The organism is Haloplanus ruber (assembly GCF_024494725.1).
GTDB classification, from domain to species: Archaea; Halobacteriota; Halobacteria; order Halobacteriales; family Haloferacaceae; genus Haloplanus; species Haloplanus ruber.
Window position 1 is genome coordinate 321965 of sequence record NZ_JANHDK010000002.1, and the last position, 15252, is coordinate 337216.

14 protein-coding genes are annotated in these 15252 nt (G+C 65.9%); 9 read left to right on the top strand and 5 right to left on the bottom strand.

Annotated elements, in window-relative coordinates:
• The first annotated feature begins 144 nt into the window (after positions 1–144).
• The 3 genes from NO878_RS09710 (at position 145) to NO878_RS09720 (ending at position 3324) form a co-directional block, all read left to right on the top strand.
• Entirely contained in the window at positions 145–1044 is a 900-nt protein-coding gene (locus tag NO878_RS09710) for an ABC transporter permease (RefSeq protein WP_256405790.1), read from the top strand.
• A complete protein-coding gene (locus NO878_RS09715; RefSeq protein WP_256405791.1) occupies positions 1041–1862 on the top strand; it encodes an ABC transporter permease in 822 nt (273 codons plus the stop codon). Before NO878_RS09710 ends, NO878_RS09715 begins: the two co-directional genes overlap by 4 nt.
• Before the next feature lie 115 nt (positions 1863–1977).
• Positions 1978–3324 (top strand): aspartate aminotransferase family protein, encoded by a 1347-nt coding sequence (locus NO878_RS09720; protein ID WP_256405792.1) that lies wholly within the window; start codon positions 1978–1980, stop codon positions 3322–3324.
• Here NO878_RS09720 and NO878_RS09725 read toward each other — a convergent pair.
• Entirely contained in the window at positions 3321–4631 is a 1311-nt protein-coding gene (locus NO878_RS09725) for a glutamine synthetase family protein (protein ID WP_256405793.1), read from the bottom strand. The genes NO878_RS09720 and NO878_RS09725 overlap by 4 nt on opposite strands.
• Before the next feature lie 152 nt (positions 4632–4783).
• On the opposite strand from NO878_RS09725, the gene NO878_RS09730 reads away from it, so the two are divergent.
• The gene (locus tag NO878_RS09730; protein ID WP_256405794.1) at positions 4784–5431 is read left to right on the top strand and encodes a type 1 glutamine amidotransferase; all 648 of its coding nucleotides are present in this window, start codon (positions 4784–4786) and stop codon (positions 5429–5431) included.
• Here NO878_RS09730 and NO878_RS09735 read toward each other — a convergent pair.
• Positions 5428–6438, bottom strand: a complete 1011-nt coding sequence (locus NO878_RS09735; protein WP_256405795.1) for an agmatinase family protein — start codon at positions 6436–6438, stop codon at positions 5428–5430. The two genes, NO878_RS09730 and NO878_RS09735, sit on opposite strands and share 4 nt — an antisense overlap.
• 150 nt (positions 6439–6588) lie before the next feature.
• Positions 6589–7980, bottom strand: a complete 1392-nt coding sequence (locus NO878_RS09740) for an Nramp family divalent metal transporter (RefSeq protein WP_256405796.1) — start codon at positions 7978–7980, stop codon at positions 6589–6591.
• A gap of 367 nt (positions 7981–8347) precedes the next feature.
• Between NO878_RS09740 and NO878_RS09745 the strand changes: the two genes are divergently transcribed.
• Entirely contained in the window at positions 8348–8767 is a 420-nt protein-coding gene (locus tag NO878_RS09745) for a universal stress protein (protein WP_256405797.1), read from the top strand.
• On the opposite strand, the gene NO878_RS09750 is transcribed toward NO878_RS09745, so the two are convergent.
• Positions 8768–9973, bottom strand: coding sequence for an MFS transporter (locus tag NO878_RS09750; protein ID WP_256405798.1), 1206 nt, complete (start codon positions 9971–9973; stop codon positions 8768–8770).
• A 135-nt stretch (positions 9974–10108) separates the two neighbouring features.
• Here NO878_RS09750 and NO878_RS09755 point away from each other — a divergent pair, with 135 nt between their 5' ends.
• From NO878_RS09755 to NO878_RS09770, 3 genes are all read left to right on the top strand, one after another.
• Positions 10109–10777 (top strand): ABC transporter ATP-binding protein, encoded by a 669-nt coding sequence (locus tag NO878_RS09755; protein ID WP_256405799.1) that lies wholly within the window; start codon positions 10109–10111, stop codon positions 10775–10777.
• Positions 10774–11613: an ABC transporter permease gene (locus NO878_RS09760; RefSeq protein WP_256405800.1), complete on the top strand. Its 840-nt coding sequence runs from the start codon at positions 10774–10776 to the stop codon at positions 11611–11613. Before NO878_RS09755 ends, NO878_RS09760 begins: the two co-directional genes overlap by 4 nt.
• Positions 11614–11680: 67 nt before the next feature.
• Positions 11681–12994, top strand: a complete 1314-nt coding sequence (locus NO878_RS09770; protein ID WP_343218057.1) for a response regulator — start codon at positions 11681–11683, stop codon at positions 12992–12994.
• A 10-nt stretch (positions 12995–13004) separates the two neighbouring features.
• On the opposite strand, the gene NO878_RS09775 is transcribed toward NO878_RS09770, so the two are convergent.
• Positions 13005–13478 (bottom strand): redoxin domain-containing protein, encoded by a 474-nt coding sequence (locus NO878_RS09775; protein ID WP_256405801.1) that lies wholly within the window; start codon positions 13476–13478, stop codon positions 13005–13007.
• 105 nt (positions 13479–13583) lie between these two features.
• On the opposite strand from NO878_RS09775, the gene NO878_RS09780 reads away from it, so the two are divergent.
• The gene (locus tag NO878_RS09780) at positions 13584–15188 is read left to right on the top strand and encodes a Na+/H+ antiporter NhaC family protein (protein WP_256405802.1); all 1605 of its coding nucleotides are present in this window, start codon (positions 13584–13586) and stop codon (positions 15186–15188) included.
• Positions 15189–15252 lie beyond the last annotated feature (64 nt).

The window sequence follows — 15252 nt, forward strand, 5'->3', positions numbered from 1 at the left end:
GAAGTCCACGTATTGTTCGTTTCACCGTACCACGTGTCTACTTTCGGCCGCCGCCGCCGACGGAACCACGACCGGCGGCCTCGAAGGACAAACAGTCGGAAGCCACCACAACATATATTGGACAGAGTATCACTAACCTGAGCCATGTCAGAACAAACGTCTCAAGAACCAGGGGGAGGTTGGTCTCTGTTCGAATCCTCTCCGGTCTCCCGGGACCTCCTTGTGACCGCAGGGCCGCTAGTGTTGCTGGAGTTGCTCTTTTTCATCGGCCCGGTGCTCATCATGTTCTACATCGCGACGATGCGCATGGAGGACCTGGTGTTGATCCCGAACTACGGCATCGGGAACTTCCTGTCGGTGTTCACGGAGTTCGTCAACCGGACCGCGTTCGTGAACACGACGACGCTCGCGGTGTTGACGACGGTGACGGCGGCCGTCATCGCGTATCCGCTCGCGTACTACATCGCCCGGTTCGGCGGCCGGTACAAGAACCAACTCGCGGTGCTGGTGATGATCCCCTTCTGGACGAACTTCATCGTCCGCGTCTACGGCTGGAAGATCATCCTCGGCTCCCAGGGGGTCCTCAACTCCGCGCTGATGGCGCTCGGGGTCGTAAACCAGCCCATCGAGTGGATCATCAACTCCAGTTTCTCCATCTGGCTCGGGCTGACGTATCTCTGGTTGCCATTTATGATCCTCCCGCTGTACTCCAGTCTCGAAAAGATCGACGGCGAGATCATCGAGGCCGCCTACGACTTGGGCGCCTCGCGGTACGCCGTGTTTCGCCGGATCGTCCTTCCGCTGTCGCTGTCGGGGCTCGTCGGCGGCTTCATCTTCGTGTTTATCTTCAGCATGGGGGCGTACATCGTCCCCGCGATGCTCGGCGGCGGCGAACTGTTCATGGGGACGCGGATCGCCTACGAGTTCGGCATCGGCGGTGACTGGCCGATGGGCGCCGCACTCGGGAGCGTTCTGATGATCGTCGTCGTGGGGGTCCTGTGGTCGCTGCTCGGCTACGTCAACCTGGAGGAGATGTTCCAATGAGTACCCAATCGGAACACGAGCGGGGAACCTCGTTCTCCGTCGCGTCGGTCGTCCGGTTCGTCGAACGAAACTGGATCCGCGCCTGGTCGGCGCTGGTCTTTCTGTTCCTCTATGCGCCCATCGTCGTCCTCATCGTCTTCTCCTTCGAACAGGGGAACTTCTCGACGGTCCCCTGGGACGGCTTCACGCTTCAGTGGTACCGTCAGCTTGTGGCCAACAGCCGACTCCTCGACGCCGCAGTGAACAGCCTCTACGTCGGGGCGGTCGTCACGACAGTCGCGACGGTGCTCGGCACCCTCGGTGCCGTTACCCTCGTCCGGTACGACTTCCGACTTAAGAGCCTCTATCGGTTGCTCGTGGTCGCCCCGATGACGATCCCCGGTCTCATCCTCGGGGTGGCGCTACTCAACTGGTTCAACTACATCGGCATCTCGACGTCGCTGAAGACGGTCATGATCGGACAGTTGGTGTTCGTTACGCCCTTCGTCCTCATTACCGTCACCTCGCGGCTCCGTGGGTTCGATCCCGCGATGGAGGAGGCGGCACGCGACCTCGGCGCGAGTCGGTGGCAGACGTACCGCCGTGTCACCCTCCCGATCCTCATGCCCGGCATCGTCAGCGGCGCGCTCTTTGCCTTTACCCTCTCGTTCGACGACTTCCTCATCGCGTTTTTCACCAGCGGCGTGAAAAACACCCTCCCCATCTACATCTGGTCGAAGATCCAGCACGGCACGAGTCCGGTCATCAACGCCATCAGTACCCTCGTGCTCCTGTTTAGCATCTCGCTGGTGCTCGTCAGCTACTACTTCACCGACTGACGCCCTCTCTACACAGCGTACGACTATCGGATCGAGTAATGTACTGAGTTCTATAATATCTCTGAAGATAGTACACGATACAAAATTTTAAATTTCGAGCGGTCTAGCCGAACGTATGGATCTCTGGAGCGACTACGAGGCGCGGTATCGCGAGCGGACCGCCGAGAGCGAGAGGGCCTACGAGCGCCTCAAAGAGGACGTCCCCGCGGGCGTGGCGAGTACCTACCGCGCCTGGGACCCGTACCCCTTCGTCGTCGACCGGGCCGAGGGCGTCCACCTCCACGACGTCGACGGTAACGCCTACGTCGACTTCGATATGAACAACGGGGCCGGCATGGTCGGCCACGCCCACCCTGCGGTGACCGAGGCCGCGGCCGATCAACTCTCGGATGGCACGCTGTACACCCACCCCCACGAACTCCTCGGCGAGGCCGCGGCGGAGTTGAAAAAGCGGTGGTCGATGGTGGATAAGGTTCGGTTCACGAACAGCGGCACCGAGAGCACGATGCACGCCATCCGGGTCGCTCGCGCCTACTCTGGGCGGGACAAACTCCTGAAGATCGAGGGCGCCTACCACGGTGTCCACGACTACGCCCTCATCAGCAAGTCCACCCCGGCGGGGCAGGTCGGTCACCCGAAGCGCCCGAACAAGGTCGTCGAGAGCGACGGGGTCCCCGACGAAATCGCGGAGACCGTCGAGGTCGCCCCATTCAACGACCTCGACGCCGTCGAGGAGATTCTCGAGGAACACGTCAACGAGATCGGAGCGTTGATCGTCGAACCGGTCGTCCTCGCGAAGGGCGTCACGCAGCCGTACGACGGGTTCCTGCAGGGTCTCCGGGAACTCTGTGACGAGTACGGCGTCGTCTACATCTTCGACGAGGTCAAGACGGGCGTGAAGATCGCCCCCGGCGGCGCCGCGGAGTATTACGACGTCGACCCCGACCTCGTGACGATGGCCAAGGGCATCGGCGGCAACTTCCCCGTGGGTGCGTTCGGTGGCCGCGAGGAGGTCATGTCGGTCATCGAGGATCACACCGCCCACTACGGCACCTACAACGGGAACCCGCTGGTCGCACGCGTCGTCAAGACGGTCCTCCAAGACGTCCTCACCGAGGACGCCTACCACCACGTCAACGACCTCGGGGAGCGACTCGTCGCGGGCTACGAGGACATCATGGCAGACGCCGGCATCACCGGCCACGTAGAGAACGTCAACTCTCAGGGGATCGTCTCCTTCACCGACCGCCGGATCGAGAACTACCGCGACTTCCTCGATCACGTCGACGTGGAGTTCCACGAGAACTTCTGGTTCGGAATGCTCAATCAGGGGGTCGTCCCCCACCCGCACGACGCGTCCCAACAGTGGACGATATCGGTCCAACACGAGAAACGCCACATCGACGAGCATCTGGAGGCGTTCAAGGAGATCGCACCGCGACTCGCCGAAGAACAGGATTAGAGCGTCTCGACGTACTGAGTCCGCTCCCAGTCGGTCACCGTCTCGCGGAAGGATTCCAGTTCTCGCCGCTTGCTCGCCGTGTAGGCCCGAACGAGTTCCTCGCCGAGCAGTTCTGTGAGCGTCGCATCGGTCTCGAGGGCACGCAGGGCCGCCCCGGGTGACTGCGGCAGTCGCGGCGCCTCGCCGATGGGGTCGCCCGCGATGGGGTCACCCGGATCGAGTTCGCGACGCAGGCCGTCGTAGCCGGCCGCGAGGGTCGCCGCGGCGACGAGATACGGGTTCGCGCCGGCGCTCGGCATCCGGTTCTCGATTCGCGGGGTGCCCTGGGGGACTCGCACCCCGGTCATGCGGTTGTCCGCTCCCCAGGACGCCGTGTACGGGGCGAACCCGTCCGGGTCGAACCGCTTGAACGCGTTGAGCGTCGGCGTCCCGACCGCGGTGAGGGCATCGGCGTGTTCGAGGATGCCGCCGACGAACTGTCGGCCGAACGTCGAGAGGGCGCCGTCGTCGGAGGCGAAGGCGTTCTCGTCGCCGTCGAACGCGGAGACGTGAATATGGTAGCCGCTCCCCTCACAGTCGCCGAACGGTTTCGCCATGAACGTTGCCCGCTGGTCGACGAGGCGTGCGGTCTGTTTCACCAGTCGCTTGAAGTCGAAGGTGGTATCGGCCTGAGCGAGGGGGCGACCGTAGTCGAAGAGCACCTCCAGTTGCCCGGGACCGTGTTCGTGCTGAAGCGAGGTCAGATCGACGCCGTAGTCGTCGGCGTAGTCGGTCAGTCGGTCGTAGAAGGGGGCGACCGACTCGGTGGCCCAGGTGAGACACTCGTGTTTGTGGTCGGTCGCGGGTTCGTAGCCGCCCTCGGCCGGGTTCAGTAGGTAAAACTCCAGTTCGCTCCCGAGATACCACCGGTAGTCGAAGGCGTCTTCGAGTCGCGAGACGACGGTGTCGAGGACCGTCCGCGGCGCCGCCGCGGCGGGGGCGCCGTCGTAGTGGAGGTCACAGATAACGCGGGCGGCGTCGTCTCGCCACGGAAGGAGCCGGAACGTCGAGGGGTCGGGGTGGACGGTGCCGTCGCCGTAGTCGATTTCGCTCCCGAAGCCGCTGTCCGTCGGCACCTCGCTCCGGGGGGTCTGGACCAACAGCAGCATGTTCATCGGGAAGCCGTCTCGCCAGTTGTCGAGGAAGTAGTCCGCCCGGATCTGTTTCGAGCGGGAGAGGCCGTTGATGTCCCCGAACTCGACGAACACGTGGTCGACGTCCGCCGACTCGATGCGCCGCTCCATCTCTGTCCCGTCGTCACCGGTCATGGGTCCCTCGATGAGCCTGCATCGTTGTCCGTGTGCGACGCGGAGTATTTGAATGTTCCTCACGGCGTGGAGGAGGTCCAACGTACCGCGCTCGATTCGAACACGAGCCGATCACGGAACGCTTTATTATACCGGGGGTCCTGAATCCCACGATGACGATACTCGTCCTCGACGACGAGGTACAGCCGGATTACCGGTATCTCGGGCCGGAAATCGACCGTCTCACCCCGGACGGCGAGTATCACGTGTACGCCGAAGACCCGATGACTCCCGACCTGGACGCCTACGACGGGGTCATCATCAGCGGGAGTACCGCCAGCGTCTACGAGGAGGGGCACCCGTTCATCGACCGACAGCACGACCTGGTGACGGCGTGTCTCGACGCCGGAGTGCCGCTGTTGGGAATCTGTTTCGGCCACCAACTCGTCAACGACGCCCTCGGCGGGCGAGTGATCGAAGACCACCGGCGGGCGACGTTCGTCGAGATGGACGTGACGGCACCGAACGATCCGGTCCTCGACGGCGTCGGGCGCGTCGTGCCCGTCCTGCATGCCGATCTCGTCGTCGAACCCGGCCGGGGAATGGAGCCAATCGCGACGACCGACTACAACGACTACTTCTGTACCCGCCACGAGTCGGCGCCGATCTGGACGGTCCAGTATCATCCGGAGTTCACCGAACGCGTCGAGGACAACCCGAGCGACTGGGCGCGGGGCGAGTACGACTTCGCGGACGCGAACGCGACGGCGACGATCACCAACTTCGCCGCGGTCTGTGCGCGGCGCGCGGCGGCCGACTAACCCTCGGCGAACTGCCGTTCGAGGAGCGTCACGAGGAGGAAGGCACCGAGGATGCCGGTCACCTCGGTCGGATCGTGGGTCGGTGAGACCTCCATCAGATCGGCGGCACCGACGGCGTCGTGGGTGCCGAGGACCTCCATCGTCCGGAGCGCCTGGTGGGCGCTGAGGCCGTCGGGTTCCGGCGTGCCGGTGCCCGGCGCGACGCCCGGGTCGACAGCGTCGATGTCGAAGGTGACATAGACCGCGTCGGCGTCCGCGGCGGCAGCCTCGACGGCGTCCGTAATCACGTCCTCGATCCCGCGTTCGTGGACGTCACGCATCGTATAGCAGTCGATCCCCGACTCGGCGACGAACTCGGCAAAGTTCGGACCCTCGTAGCCGCGGATACCCACCTGGCTGACGTGGTCGTAGTCGCACCACGGACTCTCGGCGACGAGTCGCGTGCTCGACCCGTGGTAGTGCTGGCCGAAGACGGGACTCTCGGTCACGGTGTCGCTGTGGGCATCGATCTGGACGAGACCGACGGTGTCGTGGCCGGCGCCCTCGGCGAAGCCACGGACGGCGGGGTAGGTGCAGTAGTGATCGCCGCCGAGCAACACCGGGAACGCCCGCTCGGCCACCGTCGCGACGTGAGCCTCGATGCTCGCCGCCGTCCGCTCGCGGTCCATGGGAAAGACGGGAACGTCGCCGCAGTCGGCGACCGAGAAATCGGAGAAGTCCACCTGGGCCCCGGTGTTGACGTTCGTGAGCCCCCCCTTGTAGTTCGAGAGGTAGGCCCACCAGGCGCTCGCCCGCCGGAGGGCTTCGGGACCGTACCGGGCGCCGGGGCGGTTGCTCAGGGCGCCGTCATAGGGGGCGCCGAGGACGCCCACGTCTGCGGCGAGGTCGTCGACATCTTGCGGATCGCCCTTGAGAAACGTGTTGTGTCCGGCGTAGGCCATCTCGACGCCCGCCCCCTCGGTGTCGGCGCGAAACTCGGTGGCCGGCGTCCGGCGGCGGTCGGTCATCGGGCCCTCCGTCGGCGAGGCGGTCGACCCGCGTCTCGTAGCCACAGGCGTCGGCGACTCGGTGGGGACTGGCGCATGGCGCACGATATTCCACCGATGCCGTAAAAGTTGCCGACCCGCGTGGGCGCAGTCGACGAGACGCCAGACGGCTTAGAGTCCGAGCAGCGTCTGGATGGAGCCGCGGGCCTCCCAGACGCCGGAGACGATCATGACGACGCCGGCGAAGATGGCGAGGGCGACGGCCCAGCGCCGCGTCGGCGAGAGCGAGTCGATGTCGATGTCGAACGACATGTACATCACCGAGAGGTACATGAGGCCGATGACCGGGGCGAACAGCGCACCGGAGAGGGCAAAGAGGATGAGCGGCGCCTCGAACAACAGGTTGAGCGAGAGCGGGATGGCCGCAAACAGCAGGACCGTCCCGCGGAAGACGGTGTCACGGGTGATATCGAAGTTGTCGAAGAGACCGTGGAGCGCGAAGGCGTCCTCCCAGAGCCGCGACATGCCGTAGAGCGGGCCGATGAGCGTCGAGAACAGGGCGGCGACGGTCGTCAGCAGGAAGAGGGTCGCCGACCACTGGCCAAACTGCGTCGTGAAGATAGCCGCCATCTCGGGGATGACGGTGAAGCCGCTTGGCTGGATCCCTTGGGTGTGCAGCGTTGCGGCGGCGGCCGTCCACATGAAAAAGGAGAAGACCGCCAGGATGACCGAGGAGAGTAGGTTCTGCCAGAGGACGATGTCGCCCCAGCCCTTGAGACGGTCGATCTCCTCGTCGGAGAGGTCGTACTTGTCGATATCGTGGCCGTCGTCGATGGGTTCGAACATCCCCATCACCTTGTCCTTCGCGAACCAGACGTAGGAGACGGTCGGGCCGAAGCCGGCACCGATCCAGCCGAACATCGTGAGGACGAAAGCCATGCCGCCGACGCCGAGACCGGAGACCTGCCCGGGAACCGAGGGAATGAGGCCGCCCGCGAGGCCACTCATCCACTGGTTGGCGGTGCTGAGCGAGACAAAGGCGATCAACACGAGGAAGATCCACAGAAGCGAGGTGGCAATCTTCTCGATCAGATCGTAGGACCGCGTCATGACGATGCCGAGGCCGGCTAGCACCGTCAGCACCATCCACAGGTTCGTCGAGATGGCCGGGTACAGTTCGAAGAACGCACCCGCCGTCTCGCCGAGGTGGCCCGAGAGCCCGATAGCGTAGATCAGGCCGCCCAGGAACACGTAGTAGAAGATCCACTTCAGTGCCCAACTCTTCTCGTAGAGGGCGTCGAGGAACGTATCGCCCGTCATGACGCCGTAGCGGACGAGGTAGTACTGGCCGAAAATCTTCGTGAACGTGATGAGGGGAATGAGCCAGATGCCTTCCATGCCGAGGTAGGCGCCGCCGAGCGGGACGCTCAGCACCTCGCCGCCGCCGATCTGTGACGCGGTGAACACCCACGCCGGTCCCATGTAGCTCAGAAACTCCTTCAGCGTGGACGGCGGTTCGGAGATACGCGACTCCGTCGCCGCGTCCACGGACCCGGTACTCACCGCCACACACCCCCCGTCGGGGCGTCCGCGTCGAGGTGGAGTCGGGGCCGCTGACGGTCGATGCCTCGGGACGCGTCGACGCATGTCGACGCGCGGATAACTCGATGAACTCGCTGACCCATGTTCGATCCGATGAAAGATAGTGAAGGTAGTATAAACGCGGAATGGCGCACTTTTTGCATGATTTATCATGAAAGCCATATTCCTTAAGGTCATATAACCATCCAGCGCGGCCGACGGAATCGGCCGACAGCGCGTCGACGGCCGCCGTTGAACGGGAGATACCACGAACCGGCAACGGGCTGGGGCGTAGTAACGAATGACGCGGTCGAAAGTGATTTAATTATTGTGAGGAATTACTGTTGGTATGGTGATACTGGCGGCGATAGACAGAGATCCCGGGTGTAAGGGCGTCGTGGAGACGGCACACGACCTGGCGACGAGCATGGACATGGAGCTAGTGATCCTCCACGTGGTCCCCGAGGACGGTGACGAGGAGGGGGCCCGCGAAGAGGTGAGCGACATCGTCCGCTCTGTCATCGGTGACCTAGAGGGGGTCGACCTCCGGATCATGCCCGAGCAAACGCGCCGTGACCTGCCCACCGGGCGGACGGCGAACCACATCCTGCAGGTGGCCGAGGACATCGACCCGGATTACATCGTCATCGGGTCGCGCAAGCGCACGGGGTTGGGGAAGATTCTGCTCGGAAGCGTCTCGAAGCTGATTCTCTCGAACGCGGAGGTGCCGGTCGTGACCGTCGAGCAGAAGCGGCGGGCCGAGGCCTGATCAGCGTCGCAGAGACAGGTAGATGCCCGTACCGGCGAGGGCGGCGGCGACGCCGGCGGCGAGAAGCAGGACGCGGTAGCCACGAAGCGGCGAGTCGAAGGCGACCCCCGCGGTGGCGGTGAAGCCGACGGGGCCGAGCGTCTGTCCGAGCCGTAACACGCTGGTCCGCATCCCCATGACGCCGGCACGGAGGTCGTCGTCGACGAGCGTAACGACGGCGGTGTCGACGGAGGGCATGACGACGCCGAAGCCGACGCCAAAGACCAGCAGTGACGCTCCGACGGCCAGCGGTGAGGGGGAGAGGCGGACGGCGAGCAGTCCCACGCCGTAGGCGACGAAGCCGAGCGCGACGAGTTCCGGCGGCGACCGCCACTCGGCGAGTCGGCCGTACTGCGAGGAGACGGCGGCGCTCGCGGCCGCGACGGCCGCCAGCGTGGCACCGATGCGACCGGCTCCGAGGCCGAACGCGTCGCTCAGGAGCAGCGGCAGGACGGTGAGGACGGCGCCGTAGAAAATGAAGAAGGCAGCAAAGAGCGCGGCGAAGATGGCGAGCGCCCGCGGGAGGACCGCGACGGTTCGCAGGCGGGCGAGGTAGGTGCGCACGTCGGTCGCAGGCGTCCTCGTCGGCTCGGTCAGCGCCACGAGGGCGAGGAGGCCGACGAGGGCACCGACGCCGAAAAAGAGAAACGGGGCGTTCCAGCGGATCCCCGCGAGCACGCCCCCGAGAAGCGGGTAGAACGCGGCGCCGGTGCCGACGGTGCTCCCGTTCAGGCCCATGACGGCGTCACGACGGCGGCCGTCGTAGACGTCACCGATCAGCGTCACGGCGAGCGTGACGAGCGCGCTCGCGCCCACGCCTTGGAGCAGACGGAGAGCCACCACCTCGGTGAAGGTGCGGGCGAAGGCGACACCCGTCCCCGCGACGGCAAACAGGAAGAGAAGAGGGATGACCACCCGGCGACGGCCGAACCGGTCGGCGACGAGGCCGACGAAAGGTGTGACGACGACGCCGGGGAGGGTGTAGGCGGTGATGACCAGGCCGATCCGGGCGTCAGAGACGCCGAACACCGAACGCAGATCCGGGAGGGCCGGGCTGACGAGGGAGACGCCCATCACCCCCATCAGCGAACACGCGAGAACGACATAGAGCGTACTCGACCGCCACGGAACCAGCGCCAGCCCGCGGTCTTCGTCGAGATCCAGCACGTAGACCCCGTGGACCCTCCGGCTTGTTATCGTTCCGCTCCCGGCAGGTGACGCTCCCAGGACTCGACCGTCGGGGGAGGCCGAACGTTCATGCGCGACGGTGTCGTATAACTCCGATACAGCGCCGATCCACCAATGACGAAACTCCGCGCCGACGAACTACGGTACGAAGTCGACGGCGACACCATCCTCGACGGCGTCTCCCTCGCCGTCGACGCCGGGGAGACGGTGGCCGTGGTCGGCCCCTCGGGTGCCGGAAAATCCTCGTTGCTCCGCCTGCTCAACCGGCTCAACGAGCCGACTGGCGGGACGGTGTCCCTCGATGGCACCGACTACCGGAGCCTCGACCCAGGGACGCTCCGGAAGCGGGTGGGACTGGTGCCCCAACAGCCGGCACTCCGGGACGGCACCGTCCGCGAGAACGTGACCATCGGGCCGCGGCTCCGCGGCGAGTCCGTCGCCGAGGAGCGAGTCACCGAGTTGCTGGCCGACGTGGGGCTGGCCGGCTACGCGGACCGCGACGTGAGCGACCTGTCGGGCGGCGAGGCTCAGCGGGTCGCCATCGCACGGACCGTCGCCAACGACCCCGACGTGCTCCTGCTCGACGAGCCGACGGCGAGCCTCGATAGCGAGGCCGAAGCCGCCATCGAGCGGCTGCTGACCGACCTCCTCGCCGCCGGAAAGCGGACGGCGATTCTCGTCACCCACGACGAGCGACAGGCGGCGCGACTGGCCGACCGGGTGGCCCGCGTCGCCGACGGACGGATCGTCGACGTGGGCACCCCACGGGAGGTGATCGCGTGATCGCCGTCCCCGACCGGGTGACCGATCCGGTGGTCGTGCGCGGCCTCGTCCAAGTCGCCGCCGCGACGGCGCTCGCGGCCGTCGTCGTCGCCGTCTCCTCGCTCCGAAATCTGGACTTAGAACGGGAACTCGGCGGCTCGTTCGTCCGCGGGTTCATCCAGGTGCTCGCGATGGGCGTCCTCATCGGCGCACTCTTTGCGGTCCCACTCTCGTACTCCGCGCTCCTGCTCGCGGCGATGGTCTGTTATGCCGCCTGGGAGTCGCGCAAGCGCGGCGACGGCGTTCCCAACGCCTTCCGCATCTCCGTGGTCTCGCTCGCGCTCGGCTCCTCGGTCGTCATCGTGACGATGGTCGCGGCGGGCGCCATCGAGCGGACGGTGCGCAATCTCGTCCCCGTGGGAGGCATGATCATCGCCAACGCGATGAAGACCAACTCGCTGACGCTGGATCGGTTCCAGGGCGAGGTGGCGTCGAATCGCGCCGAAATCGAGGCCGTCCTCGCGCTCGGGGTGCCCCCGGAACGGGCCATCTCCGAGTTCGTCACGGAGTCGGTGCGGGCCTCTCTCATCCCCGTCGTCGACGCGATGCGGACGCTCGGCCTGGTGTACATCCCCGGGATGATGTCTGGGATGATCCTCGGCGGCGCCAACCCGATCTACGCCGCCGAGTACCAGTTTGTCATCATGGGGATGATCTTCGCCGCGGGCGGGCTGACCAGCATGACGACGAGCCTCCTCCTCGCCCGCTCGGCGTTCACCGACGCCGCCCAGCTCCGAGCGTTCGAACCAACCGAAACGACGCTGCTCGGAACGCTTCGGGCGGCCGTGAAGCGATGACTGTTGCTACGGTCAAGTCAGTCAAACACTTATACGTCCACCCCCCCAGAGAGGGGTAGAAGCTTCGATGAGTGCCACGACCAACCCGATTCGGGTGTTACACGTCGACGACGACTCCGATTTCCTATCGCTGGCGTCGACGTTTCTCGAACGGGAGTCGGAGCGACTAGACGTGGAGACGGCGATGGGGGCCGCCCAGGGGTTAGAGCGACTGGCCGCCACCGAAATCGACTGTGTCGTCTCCGATTACGACATGCCCGGCCGGGATGGCGTCGAATTCCTCGAGACCGTCCGCGAGCGACACGGCGACCTTCCGTTCATTCTGTTTACGGGCAAGGGGAGCGAGGAGGTGGCGAGCGAGGCCATCTCCGCAGGCGTCACCGACTATGTCCGGAAGCGGGCGGGTGCCGACGGCTACACCATTCTGGCAAATCGGATCGAGAACGCAGTCGAGGCTTCGCGGGCGCGAGCGCGAGCAATCAGACAGGAGCGCATCAACACGCTGATCAGGGAGGTCAACCGGCGGCTCGTGGCGGCCGAGACGACCACAGCGGTCGAACGCGCGGTCTGTGGGTCGCTGACCGACGCCGATCCCTACTGCTTCGCGTGGATCGGCAAGCCGGACGGGTCGACGGTGACGGCACGGACCTCGGCGGGCGACGCCGCGGCCTACCTCGACGAGGTGACCGTCCGATGTGACGAGCGGCCGGGGGGCGCGAGGCCGGTTGGGGAGGCGCTCCGTACGGGCGAACTCCAGGTCGTCCAGCATCTGGTCTCGAACCCCGACATCGAACCCTGGCACGACGCCGCCGAGCGCTACGGCTTCGAGTCGATGGCAGTCGTCCCGCTCGGATACGGCGACGGGGACCGAGGGGTACTGGCCATCTACGCCGACCGGCCGGACGCCTTCGGCGAGGTAGAGCGGACGGTCCTCGCGGAGCTCGGCGAGACGACGAGCAGCGCCCTCGGCGCGGCCGACACCAAACGGCGACTGGAGAGTCGCGAGGCGGCCGACCGCCGGCGCAAGGAACACTACTACCGAACGCTCGCGGAGGCGCTCCCTAACGGCGCGGTGGCACTGTTCGATACCGACCTTCGGTATACGGTCGTCGGCGGCGCGGTGTTCGAGGACCTGGACATTTCGCCGGCGGCGCTGGAAGGGGAGGCGCTCGCCGAGGCCCACTCCGCGACGTTCAGACAGCGGTTTCTGGATCACTACCGGGCGGCACTCGACGGCGAGGAGACGAGTTTTGGCTTCGAGTACGGAGAACGGCGGTTCGAGGCCCACGTCGCCCCCGTCCGGGACGAGGAGGGGACCGTCGTCGGTGGGCTAGCGATGACACAGCGAGTGCTCGCGCGGTCCGAACAGTCGGCAGAGTGAGTCGGCTGGCTTAGGCCGCCTCGACCGCGTCGAGGACGGCATCGTAGTCGGGTTCGTTCGTCGGATCGTCGGCCACCCAGCTGAAGGTGACGGCGCCGTCGTCGTCGAGGACGAACACGGCGCGGTTGGCGATGCCGTGGAGGCCGAGATCAGGGATCGACATCTCCAGGTCGTACGCCCGGATGGCGTCGCCGGCCATGTCGCTCACGAGGTCGAACTCCAGGCCGTGCTCCTCGCGGAACGCTCCCTGTGAGAACGGCGAGTCGGCGCTCACGCCGAGGACGGTGGCGCCGGCGTCGTGGAAGTCACCGAGACGCTCCTGGAAGCCGAGCAGCTCGTTACGACAGGGCGGCGTGAAGGCCCCGGGGAAGAAGGCGAGAACGACAGGCCCGTCGCCGAGGTGGTCCGCGAGGTCGAACGGTTCGTGATCGGCCGTGCCGAGCGTCGCCGTGAAGGTGGGTGCGGTGTCGCCGGAAGAAACCATACCCTGTGATACGGCCGCTGCCGGTATAAATCCAACCACGAACGGGCGCGGGGAGAACGATCCCGATCCGTATACTACTAACAGGGTGCCGCCATAGCGGATAGTATGGCCGAGTTCGGCGCGCTCTCGCTCGTTCCCCCGCTGTTTGCCATCGGGCTAGCGATCATCACACGAAAGGCGGTGCTGTCGCTGTTCCTCGGGGTGTGGTCCGGCGGCGTCATCTACACCGGTGGCGTGGGACTGGGACAGACCTTCGACTGGATCGCCGCCGCGGTGGGCGAGAGTACCTTCCACGCGCAGATTCTCATCTTCACGCTCCTGCTTGGATCGGCGGTGGCGATGATCTGGCAGCTCGGCGGCTCACACGCGGTGCGTGACTGGGCCATCGCCCGCCTCGACACCCGGCGGAAGGTCGGGATTGTGACCTGGCTGCTCGGGATACTCCTCTTTTTCGACGACTACGCCAACACGGCAGTCGTCGGGAGCACGATGCGTGACGTCTCCGACCACTTGCGCATCTCGCGGGAGAAACTCTCCTATCTCGTCGACTCGACGGCGGCCCCGGTGGCGACCCTCGGCATCTCCTCGTGGGTTGCCTTCCAACTGTCGATGATCGAGTCGGGCTACGAGGCGACCGGCCTCGCGGCGAGCGAGGTGCCCGACGCCTTCGCCGTCTTCCTCCGGTCGATTCCGTACAACACCTACGCCATCCTCGCGGTGGCGATGGTCGGCATCGTCGTCCTGAGCGGCCGAGACTACGGCGAGATGCTCACCGCCGAGCGCCGTGCGACGACGACGGGGGAGGTCACCCGTGAGGACGCCCGGCCGATGCAGGATGTCGCCGCCGAACTCGGCGAGCCGAACGTCGAGAACCCGAAGCTGCTCGCCTTCTTTCTCCCCATCGGCGTGTTGATCGCCGTCACGCTGGGGACGGCACTGTACACCGGGTACAGCCCCGATGCTTCGCTCTACGACACCATCGTCGACGCGGACTACGCGGTGGCGCTCATCTTCGGCTCCTTCGGCATGGTCGCTTCGACGTACGGGATCGGGATCACGACCGGTCGGCTCTCGCTCGGCGAGAGCGTCGACACCACCATCGACGGGTTCGGTCTCATGCTCACCGCGGTGACCATCCTCGTGCTCGCGTGGTCCATCGGCAACGTCGTCGAGGCACTCGGCACCGGGGAGTACGTCGGTCGGATCGCAGGACAGGTGCTCGACCCCGCGCTTCTGCCCGTCGTCGTACTCTTCACCGGCGCGTTCATCGCCTTCTCGACCGGGAGTTCCTGGGGGACGATGGGCATCGTGACGCCCATCGCCGTCCCCGTCGCCTGGGACCTGACCGGCGGCCACGCCATGGTGGCGGCAGTCGTCGGCAGCGTCTTCTCCGGCGCCATCTTCGGCGATCACGCCTCGCCCATCTCCGATACGACCGTCCTCTCGGCGACCTTCACCGGGGCCGATCTGGTGGATCACGTCCGCACACAACTGTACTACGCCGTTACCGTCGTCATCGTCGCGGCGGCCCTGTTGCTCGTCTGGGGCGTCACCCGCGTGAACCCGTGGCTCTTGCTTCCGGTTGGCGTCGTCACGCTCACCGGCCTGGTGTACGGCCTGTCGTCGCTCGACGCCCGCCGCCGCGGGATCGAGCCGACGGAGACCGACGGGGACAGGCCGGGCCGTGCCCTGGACGAGACGGACGGCTAACACGCCCCGGCGAAACGGGTGGTCACGGCCCGTCAACCGTCGGAATGACTTTGACGACCGCACC

Bases quoted from the DNA above. Each gene is read 5' to 3' on its own strand.
- NO878_RS09710 (WP_256405790.1), top strand. From the start codon at position 145: ATGTCAGAACAAACGTCTCAAGAACCAGGGGGAGGTTGGTCTCTGTTC.
- NO878_RS09715 (WP_256405791.1), top strand. From the start codon at position 1,041: ATGAGTACCCAATCGGAACACGAGCGGGGAACCTCGTTCTCCGTCGCG.
- NO878_RS09720 (WP_256405792.1), top strand. From the start codon at position 1,978: ATGGATCTCTGGAGCGACTACGAGGCGCGGTATCGCGAGCGGACCGCC.
- NO878_RS09725 (WP_256405793.1), bottom strand. From the start codon at position 4,631: ATGACCGGTGACGACGGGACAGAGATGGAGCGGCGCATCGAGTCGGCG.
- NO878_RS09730 (WP_256405794.1), top strand. From the start codon at position 4,784: ATGACGATACTCGTCCTCGACGACGAGGTACAGCCGGATTACCGGTAT.
- NO878_RS09735 (WP_256405795.1), bottom strand. From the start codon at position 6,438: ATGACCGACCGCCGCCGGACGCCGGCCACCGAGTTTCGCGCCGACACC.
- NO878_RS09745 (WP_256405797.1), top strand. From the start codon at position 8,348: ATGGTGATACTGGCGGCGATAGACAGAGATCCCGGGTGTAAGGGCGTC.
- NO878_RS09755 (WP_256405799.1), top strand. From the start codon at position 10,109: ATGACGAAACTCCGCGCCGACGAACTACGGTACGAAGTCGACGGCGAC.
- NO878_RS09770 (WP_343218057.1), top strand. From the start codon at position 11,681: ATGAGTGCCACGACCAACCCGATTCGGGTGTTACACGTCGACGACGAC.
- NO878_RS09775 (WP_256405801.1), bottom strand. From the start codon at position 13,478: ATGGTTTCTTCCGGCGACACCGCACCCACCTTCACGGCGACGCTCGGC.
- NO878_RS09780 (WP_256405802.1), top strand. From the start codon at position 13,584: ATGGCCGAGTTCGGCGCGCTCTCGCTCGTTCCCCCGCTGTTTGCCATC.